The organism is Methylobacterium tarhaniae (assembly GCF_001043955.1).
Taxonomy (GTDB): Bacteria; Pseudomonadota; Alphaproteobacteria; order Rhizobiales; family Beijerinckiaceae; genus Methylobacterium; species Methylobacterium tarhaniae.
This window is the reverse complement of record NZ_LABZ01000103.1, coordinates 1-16,331: the sequence shown is the minus strand read 5'-3', so window position 1 is coordinate 16,331 and position 16,331 is coordinate 1. Positions and strand designations below refer to the sequence as shown.

Here is a 16,331-nt window from a genome sequence, read left to right as displayed (position 1 = left end):
CAATGGGCCATTGTCGTAGGCCAGGGTTTCGACGAGGTGAAGAGCGTCACGCCTCGTCGCGGGCGCCGCGCGTCACCGCGACGGCGAGGCTCGCCCGCGCGATCGCCCCCATGGCGGTGAGGCCGGCGAGCGCGGAGGCGATCACGGGCAGCCGGTCCGGCCACAGGACCAGGGCGGCGAGGCCCGAGGCCGCCAGGATGTCGGCCCCCCGCCCGCCGGCGAGGATCAGCGAGTGCAGGTCGAGGCCGGGCAACGCGGTCCCGGTGCGGGCCGCCGCCCACGCGGTCAGCCGCGCCACCGCGACCTCGAGGAGGAGCGCCGCGACGAGCGCCGCCGCCGGCCCGCCCGGCGCTCGCCACGCCAGCGCGAGGGCGAGGGCGACGCGGATCCAGGGCCCCGCCAAAGCCCCTTCGCCCGCTTCCTCGCGCCGCGCGGCGAGCACGCCGAGCCCGCACCAGGCGGCGAGCAGGGCGAGGGCGGCGAGGTCGGCGTGGAGCGCCAGCGCCGCGGCGGCCGCGAGCCCCGCCAGCGCTGTGGATGAGTGGAGAAACCTCATGGCGGGGGACGGGGTGCCTCGTGCAGGATTACCGATCGCGGTCGCCGGTGATTGACGATCCGGAAGGCCGGACGTACCACGACCCCCGTCGGCCGTCGCGCTTGCCCGCGGGCCGCCAGCGGAGGTTCTCTGATGTACAAGGCCGAGACCCGCGGCATCAGCGTGTCCGTGCAGCCGCGCTTCGTCGAGGAGGAATCCTCGCCCGACAACGGCCGCTACTTCTTCGCCTATACGGTGGAGATCACCAACAACGGCAGCGAGCAGGTGCAGTTGCGCTCACGCCACTGGCGCATCGTCGACGGTCGCGGCGAGATGCAGGAGGTGCGCGGCGCCGGCGTGGTCGGCAAGCAGCCGGTGCTCGGGCCGGGCGAGTCGTTCAGCTATACCAGTGGCTGCCCCCTCACGACGCCGGACGGCACGATGGAGGGCACCTACACCATGGCGACCGCCGACGGCCGCAGCTTCGAGGCGGCGATCCCCGCCTTCTCGCTCGATTCGCCGCATGTGCGCCGGGTGATGCACTAAGCCGATTCCGCAGAAGCGGTCGCCGGTTTTGCGACGAAAATCTGCGACCAGACAAGACCCTGAGCGGACGAAGCGTTGGCTTGCCGACGCAGGTCCGCGTGGCGATCACCCGTGCTCCGGCGTCTGGGGGCGATTGCGCCGGCGTGGCTGTCGAGGCCGGGAGGCTTGGGCTAAGACCAGGACTTCCGTCCTTGTTGCGCGAGACAGCCCGCCCCGATGACCAAGACCGGCCCCCGCCTGACCCCGCTCGAACTCCTCGCCCGGCTGGTCTCCTTCGACACCGAGAGCCAGAAGTCGAACCTGCCGCTGATCCGGTGGGTGGGTGAGTATCTCGACGCCTGGGGCGTGCCCTATATCCTCGCCCCCAACGAGGCCGGCGACAAGGCGGCGCTCTTCGCCACGATCGGGCCGATGCGGGATGGCGGCGTGGTGCTCTCCGGCCATACCGACGTGGTGCCGGTGGCCGGGCAGTCCTGGACCAGCGATCCCTATACGTTGCGCATCGCCGATGGCCGGGCCTATGGCCGCGGCGCCGTCGACATGAAGGGCTTCGACGCGCTCTGCCTCGCCCTGGTGCCGGAGATGCTGGCGGCCGACCTCAAGACGCCGATCCACATCCTGCTCTCCTACGACGAGGAGCTGACCTGCCTCGGCGTCGTGGACGTGATCGCCCGCTTCGGGCGTGACCTGCCGCGGCCGGGCGCCGTGATCGTCGGCGAGCCGACCGACCTCGAGGTCGCCGACGCCCACAAGAGCATCTACACCTACCGCACCACGGTCCACGGCCACGAGGCGCATTCCTCGAAGCCGGCCCTGGGCGCCAACGCCGTGATGGCGGCGGCCGAGCTGGTGGCGGGGCTCAACCGCATCGCCGACCAGATGGCGGCGCGGGGCGATGCCAGCGGCCGGTTCGATCCGGGCTACACCACGGTGCATGTCGGGGTGATCGGCGGGGGCACCGCCCGCAACATCCTGCCCAAGGCCTGCGAGTTCCAGTGGGAGTTCCGCGGCCTGCCGGATCTCCCGCGCGACGAGATCCCGAGCCTGTTCGAGACGGAAGTCGAGCGGGTGACCCGCGAGAGGCTCAACCGCTTCGGCGCCTATGGCCGGGTCGAGACCGAGGAGGACGCCGCCGTCCCGGGCCTCGCGCCCGAGCCCGGCTCCCCGGCCGAGCGCCTGGCCCTGCGGCTCGCCGGCCGCAACCACACCATCACGGTGCCCTATGCCACCGAGGCCGGCCGCTTCCAGCTCGCCGGCCTGCCGACGGTCGTGTGCGGCCCGGGCTCGATCGACCAGGCGCACCAGCCGGACGAGTACATCACGCTGGCGGCCTTCGAGGCGGGGGAGGCGTTCCTGCGCCAGCTGGTGCGGGATTGCGCGGCGGGATGGAGCCCGGCGTGACGCGTCGCGTCCGGGGTCCGGGCCGAGGCGTGCCGCAGACCTGATCGCGGGAGCCTACCTCCCGTGCGGGCTGCGGCCATCGGGGAGCCTCCCGCAGGGAGCGGGAGGCCCGGATGGTCCCCGGACAGGCAGATCCCGCCGCATCAGCGCGTAACTCCTGTCCCTGTACGGAAACGTCTCCACGATCCGCCACCCGAGGCGCGCGTAGAGCCCTTCGGCGGTGCGGGTGTAGAGCCACAGGGCCGGGATCCCGAGGCCCATCGCTTCCGCCTCGACCGCCGCGACCAGCCGGACGGCATGGCCGCGGCCTCGGGCGTGGGGGACCACGAAGACGCCGGCGAGCCAAGGCGTCAGATCCGGGCGCGTGTCGAGGTCGTGGGCGGCCAGGCTCGCCATGCCGACGGGCTCGCCCTCCGCCAGGAGTACGAAGGTTCGGGGCAGCGCACCCGCGCCGGCAGCCCGCGCGACCTCGGCCGCGGTCACCTCGGCGAGGCTGCGTCCCTGCCCCCGCGCAAAGGCCTCCCAGCGCCAGCGCGCGGTGACGGGCGCGAGGTCGGGCCGTTCGGTCGTGGTGACGATCGCGTGGCGCATCGGCCCGGTCCCGCCCACGCCCGTCAATGCCATCCCTGGCCGAAGCGGCCGGTCGAGTGCATCAGGGTGTGCCCGCATTCGAGGCAGAGATAGCGGGTCTCGACCCCGCCGCCGAACGCCTCGATCACCGGCGTCGAGGCCACGACCATCAGGCGGGCATGGGGCCGCTCCTGCCAATGCGCGCGCATCTGCCCGCAGCAGGCGCGGCAGGCCGCATCGTCGGCGCTCATCGGCGGCGGCCCGAGGCGGGCCTGGAAACTCTGCTGGGCCATGCGGCGTCGGTCTCGTGCGGTTGAGCCGCATCCGAAACGATCCCGGGACGGGGTCGCCCGTCGGCCCCGCGGGATCAGCAAGAACGGGACCGGCGAGATGAGGTGGAACCGGGCGGGCGGGAGGCCGTCCGCTCGGGGTGGACCATGGGGAAGCCCCGCCGCCGCACTGATACGGCCAAGCCTATCCGGCGCCACCCCGCGAATCGGACGATATCACTGTTTCGCGGGATTGCGGCAAGACTCTGCGAGGGCAGGCTTGGCAAAAGGGACGCTTGGCAAAAGGGACGCTCGGCGACAGGGAGGCTCGACGGGGGCGTCCGGGAACCGTGGCCGGGGGTGCCGGTTGTCCCGCTGCGGAAGGAGCGGGCCTTCGCGTCGCGGAAGGAGCCGGTTCGTGAGGCGTCGCCGGATCGCCCTCTGGCTCGGAGGGGCGCTTCTCCTCGCAGCCGCCGGATTCGGGATCGCGGCTTGGCGCCCCGCCCTCGCGCCGGGCGGTCCGGCGCCGGCCGAGACCGCGCCGGAGCAGGTCCGCAAGGGCGCGATCCTCGCATCCCTCGGCTACTGCGCCTCCTGCCACACGGCGGAAGGCGGCCGGCCCTATGCGGGCGGGCGCGCCATCGGCACGCCGTTCGGGACCCTCTACGCCACCAACATCACGCCGGACCCGGAGACGGGGATCGGCCGCTACTCGCTCGCCGCCTTCACCCGGGCGATGCGCGAGGGCGTCGACCGCGAGGGGCGCCACCTCTACCCGGCCTTCCCCTACACCCACTATGCCGGCCTGACCGATCCGGACGTCGCCGCCCTCTACGCCTTCGCGATGACCCGCGAGCCGGTGCGGCAGGAGACGAAGGCCAATGCCCTGCCCTTCCCGCTCTCCTGGCGCCCGCTCCTCGCCGGCTGGAAGCTGCTGTTCGTCGGCGAAGCCAGGATGCCGGCCGACCCGCGGCGGGACGCGGCGTGGCACCGCGGCGCCTATCTCGCCGAAGCATTGAGCCATTGCGGCGCCTGCCACAGCCCTCGCAACCTCCTGGGGGCCGAGGTGAGGACGAAGGCCTTTTCCGGCGGCGAGGCCGACGGCTGGTGGGCGCCGCCCCTCGACCGCACGTCGCCCGCGCCGCTTCCCTGGAGCGAGGCGGATCTCGCCCGCTACCTCGCCGAGTGGGACCCGCTTCATGGCGGGGCCGCCGGCCCGATGCGCCCGGTGGTCGACGCGCACCGGACCGTGCCGGCGGGCGAGATCCGGGCGCTGGCCGCCTACGTCGCGACGCTCTACGGCCCCGGCCCCGCCGGCAGCCGCACCGGCCCGGTGGACCGGGCCATCCCGGGCGACGACCCCGCGCTCGCCCGGGGCGCCGCGACCTATGCGGGCGCCTGCGCGGTCTGCCACGAGAGCGGCGGGGGTGCGGCCGGCGGCGTGCCCTACACCACGTCGTCGCTCGGCCACCGCACGGCCTTGCGGGCTCCCGACCCGCGCAACCTGATCCTGGTCCTGCGCGACGGCATCGCCCCGCGGGAGCACGCGCCGGGGCCGATCATGCCGGCCTACGGGGCGGCGCTGACCCCGGCCCGGATGACCGACCTCGCCGCCTACCTGCGCGCCCGCTTCAGCCCCGACGGGCCGTGGCCGAGGCTCGAGGAGACGGTGCGGGACCTGATGCGCGACCGCTCCCGCCCCGGCCCCCGGGCCGAGGCGAGCCCGTGAGGAGAATCCGATGCCGACCCTGACGGTGAACGGTCGCACGCAGACGGTCTCGGCCGGGCCCGAGACCCCGCTCCTCTACGTGCTGCGCGAGGAACTGGGGCTCAACGGCGCCAAGTTCGGCTGCGGGCTCGGCCAGTGCGGCGCCTGCACGGTGGAGGTCGAGGGACAGGCGATCCTGTCCTGCGTCACGCCGGTCGGGGTGCTGGAGGGCCGGCCCGTCACCACCGTCGAGGGTTTGGGATCGCCGGAGAATCCGGGCCCGCTCCAGGCCGCCTTCATCGCCGAGAACGCCGCGCAGTGCGGCTACTGCATCGCCGGCATGGTGATGCGGGCCCATGCCCTGCTGCGGTCGGTCCCGCATCCGAGCGAGGCCGAGATCCGCCATGCGCTGCGGTTCAACCTCTGCCGCTGCGGCACCCATATGCGGATCCTTGCGGCCGTGCGCCGCGCCGCGGGGCCCGAACCCGCCACCACGGGGGCGACGCCGTGACCCCGCTCACCCGCCGCACGCTCCTCGTCGCCGGGGCGCTCCTCGTCGGGATCGGCCTGCCGCGGCCGGCCCGGGCGGCGCTGCCCGGCAGCCTGCCCGAGGCGCCGCGGATCGATGCCTGGATCCGCATCGGCGAGGACGGCGCCGTGACCGTCCTCACCGGCAAGGCGGAGCTCGGCCAGGGGATCAAGACGGCGCTGGTCCAGGTGGCGGCGGAGGAGCTGGGGCTGGACCCGGCCTCCTTGCGCCTCGTCACCGCCGATACCGAGCTGACCCCGGACGAGGGCTACACCGCCGGCAGCCACTCGATGCAGGATTCGGCCACCGCGATCCGGCACGCCGCGGCGGCGATGCGGGCGCTGCTCGCCGAGGCCGCCGGGCGCCGGCTCGCCCTGCCGCCGGACTCGCTGCGGGTCGATGGTGGCGCGGTCGCGGCACCGGATGGGAGGCGGCTCTCCCTCGGCGAGGTCGCCCAGGCGGTCGCGCTCGACGCGCCGGTGCCGGACGACGTCGCCCTGCGGGACCCGGCGCGCTACACGGTCGTCGGCCGGCCGCTGCCGCGGATCGACATCCCCGCCAAGGTCGCGGGCGGTGCGGCCTATGTCCAGGACATCCGCGCGCCCGGGATGGTCCATGCCCGGATCCTGCGTCCGCCCCGCCCCGGCGCCCGCCTCGTCGGCGTCGATGCGCAGGCCGTCGCGTCCCGTCCCGGGGTGATCCGGGTGCATCGCGACGGTGACGTCCTGGCGGTGCTGGCCGAGCGGGAATACGCCGCCGTGACGGCGATGCGGGCGCTCGCCAAGGGAGCGGTGTGGCAGGGCGGCACGCCCGTGCCGGAGCCTGACGCGCTCTTCTCCGACCTCGCGGAACGGCCGGCGAAGCGGACGATCATCCACGAGGCCGGCACGGACACGCCGATGCCGCCGGGGCGCCGGATCACCGCGCAGTACCGGAGGCGCTACCAGATGCACGGCTCGATCGGCCCGTCCTGCGCGGTCGCCGAATTCGACGGCAGCCGCCTCACCGTGTGGTCGCATGCGCAAGGCATGTTCCCCCTGCGCAAGGCGCTCGCCGAGATGCTGTCCCTGCCCGAGGCGCAGGTGCGCTGCATCCACGTCGAGGGCTCGGGCTCCTACGGCCATAACGGTGCCGACGACGCGGCGGGCGACGCGGCGCTCCTCGCCCGCGCCCTGCCCGGCCGGCCGGTGCGGGTGCAGTATACCCGCGAGCAGGAGCACCTGTGGGAGCCCTATGGCGGCGCCATGATGACCGAGGCCGCGGCGGTGCTGGGGCCGGACGGGCGGATCGCCGACTGGGACTACGCGGTGCGCAGCCCGACCCACCTCACCCGCCCGCCGGGGGCCGGCCAGCTGCTCTCGGCCCGGATGCTGGAGACGCCGTTCCCGGCCCCGCCCCCGAAGGCGCTGCCGCAGCCCGAGGGCGGCGGCGACCGCAACGCCATCCCGCTCTATCGCCTGCCCCGGGCGCGGGTGGCCCACGACTTCGTCACCGCCGTGCCGCTCAGGGTCTCGGCCCTGCGCAGCCTCGGCGCCTACATGAACGTGTTCTCGATCGAGAGCTTCCTCGACGAGCTGGCCGAGGCCGCCGGCGCCGACCCGGTCGCCTTCCGCCTGGCGCATCTCGACGATCCGCGGGCCCGCGCCGTCGTCGAGGCCGCAGCCGGGCGCTTCGGCTGGGGCCGGGCGCTGCCGAAGGGGCGCGGCGCCGGCTTCGCCTTCGCCCGCTACAAGAACCTCGCCGGCTATTGCGCGCTGGCGGTCGAGGTCGAGGTGGACCGCGAGAGCGGCCGGGTCCGGATGGTGCGGGCGCAAGCGGCGGTCGATGCCGGCCAGGTCGTGAACCCGCACGGTATCCGCGACCAGATCGAGGGCGGGATCATCCAGGCGATGAGCTGGAGCCTGTTCGAGGCGGTGGCGCACGATGCCGAGGGCCCGACGAGCCGCGACTGGAGCACCTACCCGATCGCCCGCTTCCCCGACATTCCCGAGTGCCTGGACGTCCACCTGATCGACCGCCCGGGGTCCCCCTTCCTCGGCGCCGGGGAGGTCGCCCAAGGGCCGACCGCCGCGGCGCTCGCCAACGCGATCCGGCAGGCGGCGGGCGTGCGCCTGCGCGAAGTGCCGATGCGGCCGGACCAGGTGAAGGCGGCGATCGGGGTGTGATAAGGCCGCCTGCCAGGCCGGCGAAGCCGTCTGCACGGGGAGTGCCCTTGATGGAGTCAGGAGCGCCGTTCCATGGCGGCAAGATTGCGCTGCTGCACGACCGAACCTTGCTCGTCTATCTGCGGGACGACAAGCCGGATATCCCCTACCCTGCATGCTGGGATCTGCCGGGCGGCGGGCGGGAGGGGTCCGAAAGCCCGCTCGACTGCGTCCGCCGCGAATCAAGGGAAGAGTTCGGGATCGATATCTTGCCTGAGGCGATCATCTGGCAGACGTTCCTTCCGCCTGCCCTCCCGGGACGAGCTGGCAGCTATTTTTTCGTGGCAACGCTCGACGCGGTGCAGATATCAAAGGTCGTCTTCGGTGACGAGGGGCAGGATTGGGCGATGATGGATATCGATGAATATATCGATCATCCGCGCGGGATCCAATTCTTGAAGCAAAGGCTGAAGGAATTTCTGAAAGCATCCGGCTACGGGAATGCCGAAGGACAGTAGGGCACCGTCTCGCCCGCGGCGACGACCCGGCCTGCCTCGAATGTGCTTGGCGCAAGCCTGATTGCCACAGGACCCGCGCGAGATATCTGCGCGGTGGACTGATTGGGCCGCAGACTGCGCTCCCGAGGAGGGCGCCGAAGGGTGGGAGCAGGATGCGGTGACCGCGAGGCCGGCCTGCGCGGCGCGTGGCCCGCGCGGGAGGGAGGCGCGGAGATCGCGGACGGGCGGATCTCCCGCGGGGAGCGGCCGGGAATGCGGCCGCTCCGGACGACGGACGGGGGGCTCGCCCCGCCGCTTGAGAAACGTCAGCGCTTCTTCGCCCGCGCCTTCGGGGCCGGCTTGGCGGCGGCCTCCGCCACCGCCTCGGCCTCGCGGGCGAGGCGCAGGGCCTTGAGGCGGGCGGTGTTGTCGTCCCGGCTGCGCTCCGCGCTCGCGAGGTCGGCCCAGGCCTGCGCCGCCATCTCGGCCTGCATCTGGGCCCGCGCCGCGCGGGTCTCGGCCTGTCCGCGCGCGGTGCTGTCTTGGGTCGCCATGACGTCATCCCTCTTGCGAGGCGCGGGCGAACCGCGGCCTCGGGGGGGCGCCGGGCCGAACGTGCCGCCGAGTGCGGCCCGCCCCCGGCGCCCTCTCCTCATGTAGGGCGCGGCGGACATTTGTCATGCGCTCACGGCCGTTCGAGGCCGGAGGGCGAGGCGGACCGAGGTCGTGAAGCCTCGACGCGGCAGGGCCTCAATGGGCGTTCGGCGTCCCGTGCCGGGGCTCCTCGGGGGCGTCCCCCGCCAGCGCCTCGGCGAAGGGGAATTCCAGCACCACCTCGCCGGCCTCGTCGGTCACCACCAGGCTCGCGGCGAGCAGACGGTCCTGGTTCTTCGGGTCGTCCATCATCGCGCGGATGATCGACCGCGATGCCTCCCAGGCGTGATCGGGATCGCGCAGCTCCTCGCCGTTCAGATCGGTGATGACGTCTTCGCCGATATGAGTGTTGAAGAAGTATCGGGGCATGGGCAGTCCCTCCGGCCTAACAGAGACTCTACCTGCCCTGTCCGTCCCGACGGTTCCAGTCCCCTGATCGGGTGATGCAATGCTGATTTCGACGCGTTTGCCTGTCTGGGGATCGAGAATGACGAATTCCATCGTCAACTCCTGCACAACGCACCCCGCCGCCCGGGCCCAGTGAGGCCGCAACTTGTGGCGGAGATGAGGCCCCGCATGCCGTCCGGCGTCGCATCGCGGCCGGGTGTGGCGGGGGAGCCGTGACGATGCCGCCTCATGGCCTATTGCGCCGGACCTGGAATTCGGGCTTCCTCGGAGCCGGGAGTGGAGCGAAACGCTAGGTCAGGAATACCGGCATCGCTCGGCCTCTTCCAAGGGAGCCTCGAGACGTCCGATGTTGTGGCGCATCGTCCAGTGGAACCGCATGCCGACTCCGCCCGCTCTCATCGGCGGCTTCGACCCGATCTACTATCTCGGCGAGAACCCGGACGTGGCGGCAGAGGGGTGCGATCCCCTCGATCATTACCTGCATTTCGGCTGGCGCGAGGGGCGGGATCCCTCGGCCGAGTTCAGCACCCGCGGCTATCTCTCGGCCAATCCGGACGTGGCGCGGGCGGGCGTGAACCCCCTGCTCCATTACCGCGAGCACGGCCTGGCCGAGCGCCGCCGCGGCTGGCAGAAGCCGGGCGCCGGATTGCGGGGCGCCCCGCCTCAGCTGCCCCGATAGGTGCTGTAGGAGTAGGGCGCGATCAGCAGCGGCACGTGATAGTGGGCCAGGCCGGGCCGGACCACGAAGCGCACCGGCACCTCGTCGAGGAAGTCGCCGGCGCCGGCATCGCCGAGGCCCGCGAAATAGGCGCCGACCGCGAAGACGAGCTCGTAGATCCCGGGACGCAGCGCCTCGCCGGCCAGCAGCGGCGCGTCGCAGCGCCCATCCGCGTTGGTGAGGGTGCGGGCCACCTCCTCCCGCGCGCCGTCGGCCACGCGCCAGAGCTGCACGGCTACCCCGGCGGCGGGGCGGCCATGGGCGGTGTCGAGCACGTGGGTGGTCAGGCGCGGCGTCTCAGAGAGGGACATGGTCGGGTCTCCGGTCTCGGCCCCCCGGGGTGCCCGAGGGCTGCCGCTCGGTCAAGCGCCGCTTGACCCGCCGCGGGCCGGGCGCCCAGCATGCCGGCTTCGTCCCGTCCGCCGGAGCCCCCGCATGGCCACGCTTCTCCTGCGCAATGCCGATCGCGTCGTCACCATGGACGAGGCGCGGCGCGAGATCGACGGGGGCTTCGTGCTGGTCGAGGACGACCGGATCGTCGCGGTCGGCGGGCCGGAGGCGGCACCCGGGACCGCCGGCACGGTGATCGACCTCGCCGGCCACGTGCTGCTGCCCGGCCTGATCAACACCCACCATCACATGTACCAGTCGCTCACCCGGGCCGTTCCGGCGGCGCAGGATGCGGACCTGTTCGGCTGGCTGAAGGCGCTCTATCCCATCTGGGCCCGGCTCACGCCCGAGATGGTGCGGGTGTCGGCCCAGACCGCGATGGCGGAGCTGATGCTGTCGGGCTGCACCACGTCGAGCGACCATCTCTACCTCTACCCCAATGGCTGCCGCCTCGACGACAGCATCGCGGCCGCGGACGAGATCGGCCTGCGCTTCCACGCCGCACGCGGCGCGATGAGCCTCGGCGAGAGCGCCGGCGGCCTGCCGCCCGACGCGCTGGTCGAGGACGAGGCCGCGATCCTGGCCGATACGCGCCGTCTGATCGAGACCTGGCACGACCCCGCACCTCGTGCGATGCGCCGGATCGTGGTGGCGCCGTGCTCGCCCTTCTCGGTCAGCCCGGGGCTGATGCGGGATGCGGCCGCCCTCGCCCGGTCCTACGGCGTCTCGCTCCACACCCACCTCGCCGAGAACGAGGACGACGTCGCCTATAGCCGCGAGCGCTTCGGCATGACGCCGGCGGAATACGCGGCGGATCTCGGCTGGGTCGGGCCGGACGTGTGGCACGCCCACTGCGTCAAGCTCGACGAGGACGGCATCCGGCTATTTGCCCGCACCGGCACCGGCGTCGCGCATTGCCCGTGCTCGAACATGCGGCTCGCCTCCGGCATCGCCCCGGTCTCGCGGATGCGCTGCGAGGGCGTCCCGGTCGGTCTCGGCGTCGACGGCTCGGCCTCGAACGATGCCGGCCACCTTCTGGGCGAAGCGCGCCAGGCCATGCTCCTCGCCCGCGTCGGGTACGGGCCGGCCGCGATGACGGCCCGGGAGGCCCTGGAGATCGCGACCCTCGGCGGCGCCAAGGTGCTGGGACGCGACGATATCGGGGCGCTGAGGGCCGGCATGGCCGCCGACCTCGTCGCCTTCGACCTGCGGGGGCTCGCCCTTGCGGGCGCCCTGCACGACCCGGTCGCCGCCCTGGTGTTCTGCGCGCCACCCGCCGTGGCGCTCAGCGTCATCAACGGGCGGATCGTGGTGCGGGACGGGCGTCTGCTGACCGTCGAGACGGGCGCCCTGGCCCGGCGCCACACCGCGCTCAGCCGGCGGCTGATGAACGGCGAGTAGCCGACCCGATCAGCCGCCCGCCAGCGCGAGGTCGACCGCCGCCTCGGCATGGAGCGCCGTGGTGTCGAAGAGCGGCACCGGGCTGTCCTCCGGTCGCACCAGCAGCATGATCTCGGTGCAGCCGAGGATCACCGCCTCCGCTCCCCGCTCGACCAGCCGGGCGATGACCGCCCGGTAGGCCTCGCGCGAGGCCGGCAGCGCCCGGCCCTGGACCAGCTCCTCGTAGATCACGCGATGCACCTCCGCCCTGTCGTCGGCCCCGGGCACCAGCACGTCGAGGCCGTGGCGCGCGGCAAGGCGGCCCTTGTAGAAATCCTGCTCCATGGTGAAGGCGGTGCCGAGAAGCCCGACCCGGGACAGGCCCGCGGCCCGGATCCGCTCCGCCGTCGGATCGGCGATGTGCAGCAGGGGCAGGCCGATCGCCGCCTGCACCGGGTCGGCCATGCGGTGCATGGTGTTGGTGCAGATCACCACGAAGTCGGCCCCGCCCCGTTCGAGCCGCCGCGCGGCTGAGACCAGCTCGGCCGTCGCCTCGTCCCAGCGGCCGGCATGCTGCAGGGCCTCGATCTCGCCGAAGTCGAACGACCACATCAGGCAGCGCGCCGAACGCAGGCCGCCGAGGCGGGCGCGGACCGTCTCGTTGATGATGCGGTAATACTCGGCCGAACTCTCCCAGCTCATCCCGCCGATCAGGCCGATGACTTTCTGCTGCACGCGACCGTCACTCGCCATAGGACGCCGATCCGCCATCCACGAAGGGCCAAGCCGATATCCCAGAAGCCTGGGCCGGGCAAAGAGGAGTCGATCGGATCGACCGTCCATCGCACCGTATCATCAAAAATATCGGCTTGGCAGTCATGGAGACGAACCCGGCGCTCGCCACACTCTACGAGGAAGCGGTTCGGTGGCCGCGTGCTGCGGACTTGAGGCGACCGTCGTGGATTGCGGTGCCGGTCCACGTCGGTGCAGCGAGTGAGCGAACGGGCGGGGATGACCCCGCCCGCGCCGGCAAGCGTCAGCGGGCCCGGTTGGCCGGGCTCGTGGCCGCGGCATTGCCGCCGCTGTGGCTCGGCAGGTCGTCGGTGCGGGCCGCGGCGCCGGGGGCGGCCGGCGCCACGGTGCCGGTGGTGGCCGGCATGTCGCGGCCCGGCATGCCCTTCTCGGCGTTGCTCTTCACGCTGCCGGGGTTGTTCATGTTGTTCTCGGCCGAGCCGGGAACGCCGGTCTGCGCCAGGGCGGTGCCCGTCAGGGCCATTGTGGCGGCGAGGGCGAGGAAGGTCGTACGCATGGGGTTTCCTTCTCCGAGGTGTCGTGGGGCGCCAACGCGCGGCCGGGCGGCCAAGCTCCCGATTTTCCACAGCGGGTCCGGCTTGCCGCCATCCATGCTTGTTCCTATTTTGTTCTCGTTGCGAGGGCGTGAGGACAGGAGAGCCGTGATGCAGCAGGCACCGGAACGCGACGAGGAGGCGGGCGAGACCGCGCGCATCGAGCAGGCGGCCTGGGTCGCCGCGATGATCGAGGCGGAGCGGGAGCGCGCCCTCGATGTCTGGCTCGCCCGCGAGGCCGGCCTCTGACGCGCAGGACTGCGCGTTTCGGCGACAAGTGCCGCCCTGATTTTCCGCAGATTCAGGCCTTGCGTCCCGGCTCAGGCCAAGTATCGTTCGCCTACGAACGAGTTTGCATCCCGGTGGCGCGAAGTTGCGCCGGGATCGGCCGGAGGTTCGCGCCATGTTGACCCGCGACGAGACGTTTCGTCCCCTGTCCCGCCGCACCGTATTGGGCGGGCTCGCCGCGGCGCCCCTCGGTGCAGGCTCCCTCGGCCTCGCGGCCTCGCGGGCGGTCGCGCAGGGCCAGCAAGGGGCGGGCCCGATCCGGATCGGCGAGCTGAATTCCTACGGCCGCATGGCCGCCTTCGCGGTGCCCTACCGCAACGCCATGCAGCTCGCGCAGGACGCCGTCAACAAGGCCGGCGGCATCAAGGCGCTGGGCGGCCGCCCGATCGAGATCATCTTCCGCGACGACGGCTCGACCCCGGGCGACGCGACCCGGGTCGCCGAGGAGCTTCTGACCCGCGAGAACGTCGCCTTCCTGTGCGGCACCTTCCTGTCCAACGTCGGCCTCGCGGTGGCGGATTTCGCCAACCAGCGCAAGGCGCTCTTCCTCGCCACCGAGCCGCTGACCGACGCGCTCACCATGGGCAGCGGCAACCGCTACACCTTCCGGGTGCGGCCCAACACCTACATGCAGACCCGCATGCTGGTCGACGCCGTGAAGGATCGCGGCGTCAAGCGCTGGGCGATCGTGGCGCCGAACTACGAGTACGGCCAGTCGGCCGCCGCCAACTTCAAGCGCCTGATGGCCGCCGCGGTGCCGGGCTTCGAGGTGGTGGGCGAGCAGTTCCCGGCGCTCGGCAAGGTCGATGCCGGCGCCACCGTCGGCGCCCTGTCGCAGATGAAGGCCGACGGGCTGTTCAACGTGCTGTTCGGCGCCGACCTCACCGCCTTCGTGCGCGAGGGCAACACCCGCGGGCTGTTCGAGAAGCGCAAGGTCGCGAGCCTGCTCACCGGCGAGCCGGAATACATGATCCCGCTCGGCGACGAGACGCCGGAGGGCTGGGTCACCACCGGCTATCCGTGGGAGACGATCGACACCAACGGCCACAAGGACTTCGTCACCGCCTACCGGGCCCGGTTCAACGACACGCCGCGCCTCGGCTCGCTCCTCGGCTACGTGGTGGTGGGCATGATCCGCGACATGCTGGAGAAGGCGGGCTCGACCGAGACCGAGGCGATGATCGCGGCGCTGGAAGGCCTGACGTCGCAGACCATCGCCGGGCCGGTGACCATGCGGGCGCTGGACCATCAATCGACCCTCGGGGCCTGGATCGGCGAGACGGCGCTCAACGGCCGCCAGGGCACCATGACAAAGGTCCGCTACGCCGACGGGGCCAACTACATGTTCCCCGAGGCCGAGGTGAAGGCGGCCCGCAAGGCCTGATCCCCGAAAGAGCCCCATTCCTGGCGCCGGATCGGAGGCCCCATGGACCCGTCCTTCCTCGTTCTCCAGGCGCTCTCCGGGCTCGCCAGCGCCTCGTCGCTGTTCGTGATCGCGTCCGGGCTGACGATCGTGTTCGGCGTCACCCGGATCGTGAACTTCGCCCACGGCTCGTTCTACATGCTGGGTGCGTATCTCGCGGTCACGCTCGTGCCGCGGCTCCTCGACCTCTCCTATTCCCCCGCCACGTTCTTCCTCGGGGTCCTGCTCTCGGCGCTTCTCGTCGGACTGATCGGGGTCGCGGTCGAGGTGCTGCTCTTGCGCCGCATCTACCGGGTGCCGGAACTCTTCCAGCTGCTCGCCACCTTCGGCGTCGTGCTGATCGTCGAGGACCTGGTTCTGAAGATCTGGGGACCGGTCGACATCGCCGGCCCCCGCGCGCCCTCGCTCCGCCACGGCGTCGAGATCTTAGGGCAGCGCTTTCCCGCCTACGAGCTGGTGCTGATCGCGGTCGGTCCCCTGGTGCTGGGCCTGCTCTGGCTGCTGATGCACCGCACCCGCTTCGGGGTGCTGATCCGGGCCGCGACCCAGGACCGCGAGATGGTCGGCGCGCTCGGCGTCAACCAGGCCCGGCTCTTCACCCTGACGCTGTTCCTGGGGGCCAGCCTCGCGGGGTTGGGCGGCGCGCTCCAGATCCCGAGGATCCCCGCCAACGCCCATATGGACCTCTCGGTCATCACCGACGCCTTCGTGGTGACGGTGATCGGCGGCATGGGCTCGGTGCCCGGCGCCTTCGTGGCGGCGCTCCTGATCGGCCAGCTCCAGGCCTTCGGCATCCTGATCTTCCCGAAGGTGACGCTGGTCCTGGTCTTCGCCCTGATGGCGGTGGTGCTGGTGGTCAAGCCCTGGGGCCTGTTCGGCCGGCCCGAGGCCGCGTCGGGCCGGGTGATGCCGCCCGAAGGCATCCCGTCCCTGCGCCGCTTCCGCCCGGCGGAAGCCGCCCTGGCGGGGCTCGCCATCCTCGCCCTCCTGGCGGTGCCGCTCCTCGGCGACGCCTACAAGGTGAAGGTCGCCACCGAGATCCTGATCTTCGCGCTGGCCGCCTTCTCGCTGCAATTCCTGGTCGGGGTCGGCGGGCTCGTCTCGTTCGGGCACGCGGCCTATTTCGGCCTCGGCGCCTACGCGGCCGGCCTCCTCGTCACCGGTCCCTTCAAGGCGCCGATGGAACTCGCCCTCGCCGCCGCGCCCCTGGCGGCGGGCATCGGTGCGGCCCTGTTCGGCTACTTCATCGTGCGGCTCTCGGGCATCTATCTCGCGATGCTGACCCTCGCCTTCGGGCAGATCGTCTACGCGGTCTGCTTCCAGTGGGTCGAGGTGACCGGGGGCGACAACGGCGTCGTCGGGGTCTGGCCGTCTCCTTGGGCCTCGGGCCGCAACACCTACTTCTATCTCGTCGCCGCCCTGTCGCTGACCGCGATCGTCCTCTTGCGCCGGGTGATCTACGCGCCCTTCGGCTATGCCTTGCGGGCCGCGCGGGATTCCGCCACCCGCGCGGCCCGCAAGGCAT

19 protein-coding genes are annotated in these 16,331 nt (G+C 72.3%); 11 read left to right on the top strand and 8 right to left on the bottom strand.

Annotation, left to right across the window (positions count from 1 at the left end; all coding sequences use genetic code 11):
* Positions 1–46: 46 nt before the first annotated feature.
* Positions 47–556 carry a hypothetical protein gene (locus tag VQ03_RS14930; RefSeq protein WP_083468018.1) on the bottom strand — a complete coding sequence of 170 codons (510 nt, stop codon included), beginning with the start codon at positions 554–556 and terminating at the stop codon, positions 47–49.
* 132 nt (positions 557–688) lie between these two features.
* On the opposite strand from VQ03_RS14930, the gene apaG reads away from it, so the two are divergent.
* Both apaG and argE read left to right on the top strand, forming a co-directional pair.
* Positions 689–1,081, top strand: coding sequence for a Co2+/Mg2+ efflux protein ApaG (gene apaG / locus VQ03_RS14925; protein WP_048451679.1), 393 nt, complete (start codon positions 689–691; stop codon positions 1,079–1,081).
* A 216-nt stretch (positions 1,082–1,297) separates the two neighbouring features.
* A complete protein-coding gene (gene argE / locus VQ03_RS14920) occupies positions 1,298–2,482 on the top strand; it encodes an acetylornithine deacetylase (protein ID WP_048451678.1) in 1,185 nt (394 codons plus the stop codon).
* Between the two features lie 54 nt (positions 2,483–2,536).
* On the opposite strand, the gene VQ03_RS34315 is transcribed toward argE, so the two are convergent.
* Together VQ03_RS34315 and VQ03_RS14910 are read right to left on the bottom strand one after the other, a co-directional pair.
* Positions 2,537–3,073, bottom strand: a complete 537-nt coding sequence (locus tag VQ03_RS34315; protein WP_048451677.1) for a GNAT family N-acetyltransferase — start codon at positions 3,071–3,073, stop codon at positions 2,537–2,539.
* A gap of 23 nt (positions 3,074–3,096) precedes the next feature.
* On the bottom strand, positions 3,097–3,345 hold the full coding sequence (locus VQ03_RS14910; RefSeq protein WP_048451676.1) for a hypothetical protein: 249 nt from the start codon (positions 3,343–3,345) through the stop codon (positions 3,097–3,099).
* Positions 3,346–3,739: 394 nt separating this feature from the next.
* Here VQ03_RS14910 and VQ03_RS14905 point away from each other — a divergent pair, with 394 nt between their 5' ends.
* Genes VQ03_RS14905 through VQ03_RS14890 form a run of 4 tightly spaced genes read left to right on the top strand, consistent with a single transcriptional unit; the run spans position 3,740 to position 8,220 of the window.
* The gene (locus VQ03_RS14905) at positions 3,740–5,050 is read left to right on the top strand and encodes a cytochrome c (RefSeq protein ID WP_048451675.1); all 1,311 of its coding nucleotides are present in this window, start codon (positions 3,740–3,742) and stop codon (positions 5,048–5,050) included.
* Between the two features lie 10 nt (positions 5,051–5,060).
* Positions 5,061–5,540, top strand: coding sequence for a (2Fe-2S)-binding protein (locus VQ03_RS14900; RefSeq protein WP_048451674.1), 480 nt, complete (start codon positions 5,061–5,063; stop codon positions 5,538–5,540).
* On the top strand, positions 5,537–7,723 hold the full coding sequence (locus tag VQ03_RS14895) for a xanthine dehydrogenase family protein molybdopterin-binding subunit (RefSeq protein ID WP_048451673.1): 2,187 nt from the start codon (positions 5,537–5,539) through the stop codon (positions 7,721–7,723). Before VQ03_RS14900 ends, VQ03_RS14895 begins: the two co-directional genes overlap by 4 nt.
* A 50-nt stretch (positions 7,724–7,773) precedes the next feature.
* Positions 7,774–8,220 (top strand): NUDIX hydrolase, encoded by a 447-nt coding sequence (locus VQ03_RS14890; protein ID WP_048451672.1) that lies wholly within the window; start codon positions 7,774–7,776, stop codon positions 8,218–8,220.
* 305 nt (positions 8,221–8,525) lie between these two features.
* Here VQ03_RS14890 and VQ03_RS33070 read toward each other — a convergent pair whose 3' ends face one another.
* On the bottom strand, positions 8,526–8,753 hold the full coding sequence (locus VQ03_RS33070; protein ID WP_048451671.1) for a hypothetical protein: 228 nt from the start codon (positions 8,751–8,753) through the stop codon (positions 8,526–8,528).
* 196 nt (positions 8,754–8,949) lie between these two features.
* Positions 8,950–9,222 carry a DUF6894 family protein gene (locus VQ03_RS14880; RefSeq protein ID WP_048451670.1) on the bottom strand — a complete coding sequence of 91 codons (273 nt, stop codon included), beginning with the start codon at positions 9,220–9,222 and terminating at the stop codon, positions 8,950–8,952.
* 385 nt (positions 9,223–9,607) lie between these two features.
* Between VQ03_RS14880 and VQ03_RS14875 the strand changes: the two genes are divergently transcribed.
* Positions 9,608–9,940, top strand: a complete 333-nt coding sequence (locus VQ03_RS14875) for a hypothetical protein (RefSeq protein WP_048451669.1) — start codon at positions 9,608–9,610, stop codon at positions 9,938–9,940.
* On the opposite strand, the gene uraH is transcribed toward VQ03_RS14875, so the two are convergent.
* On the bottom strand, positions 9,925–10,290 hold the full coding sequence (uraH, locus tag VQ03_RS14870; RefSeq protein WP_048451668.1) for a hydroxyisourate hydrolase: 366 nt from the start codon (positions 10,288–10,290) through the stop codon (positions 9,925–9,927). The genes VQ03_RS14875 and uraH overlap by 16 nt on opposite strands.
* A 124-nt stretch (positions 10,291–10,414) precedes the next feature.
* Between uraH and VQ03_RS14865 the strand changes: the two genes are divergently transcribed.
* Complete coding sequence (locus VQ03_RS14865) at positions 10,415–11,770, top strand: 8-oxoguanine deaminase (protein WP_048451667.1); 1,356 nt, start codon at positions 10,415–10,417, stop codon at positions 11,768–11,770.
* 9 nt (positions 11,771–11,779) lie between these two features.
* Here VQ03_RS14865 and VQ03_RS14860 read toward each other — a convergent pair whose 3' ends face one another.
* Both VQ03_RS14860 and VQ03_RS14855 read right to left on the bottom strand, forming a co-directional pair.
* Positions 11,780–12,484 carry an aspartate/glutamate racemase family protein gene (locus tag VQ03_RS14860; RefSeq protein ID WP_280948493.1) on the bottom strand — a complete coding sequence of 235 codons (705 nt, stop codon included), beginning with the start codon at positions 12,482–12,484 and terminating at the stop codon, positions 11,780–11,782.
* Positions 12,485–12,785: 301 nt separating this feature from the next.
* Positions 12,786–13,058, bottom strand: a complete 273-nt coding sequence (locus VQ03_RS14855) for a hypothetical protein (RefSeq protein ID WP_048451665.1) — start codon at positions 13,056–13,058, stop codon at positions 12,786–12,788.
* 148 nt (positions 13,059–13,206) lie between these two features.
* Between VQ03_RS14855 and VQ03_RS33800 the strand changes: the two genes are divergently transcribed.
* From VQ03_RS33800 to VQ03_RS14845, 3 genes are all read left to right on the top strand, one after another.
* The gene (locus tag VQ03_RS33800) at positions 13,207–13,344 is read left to right on the top strand and encodes a hypothetical protein (protein WP_167376100.1); all 138 of its coding nucleotides are present in this window, start codon (positions 13,207–13,209) and stop codon (positions 13,342–13,344) included.
* A gap of 154 nt (positions 13,345–13,498) precedes the next feature.
* Positions 13,499–14,767: an ABC transporter substrate-binding protein gene (locus tag VQ03_RS14850; RefSeq protein WP_048451664.1), complete on the top strand. Its 1,269-nt coding sequence runs from the start codon at positions 13,499–13,501 to the stop codon at positions 14,765–14,767.
* Between the two features lie 42 nt (positions 14,768–14,809).
* Positions 14,810–16,331: ABC transporter permease (locus VQ03_RS14845; protein ID WP_048451663.1), on the top strand; the 1,522-nt coding region annotated here is incomplete at its 3' end.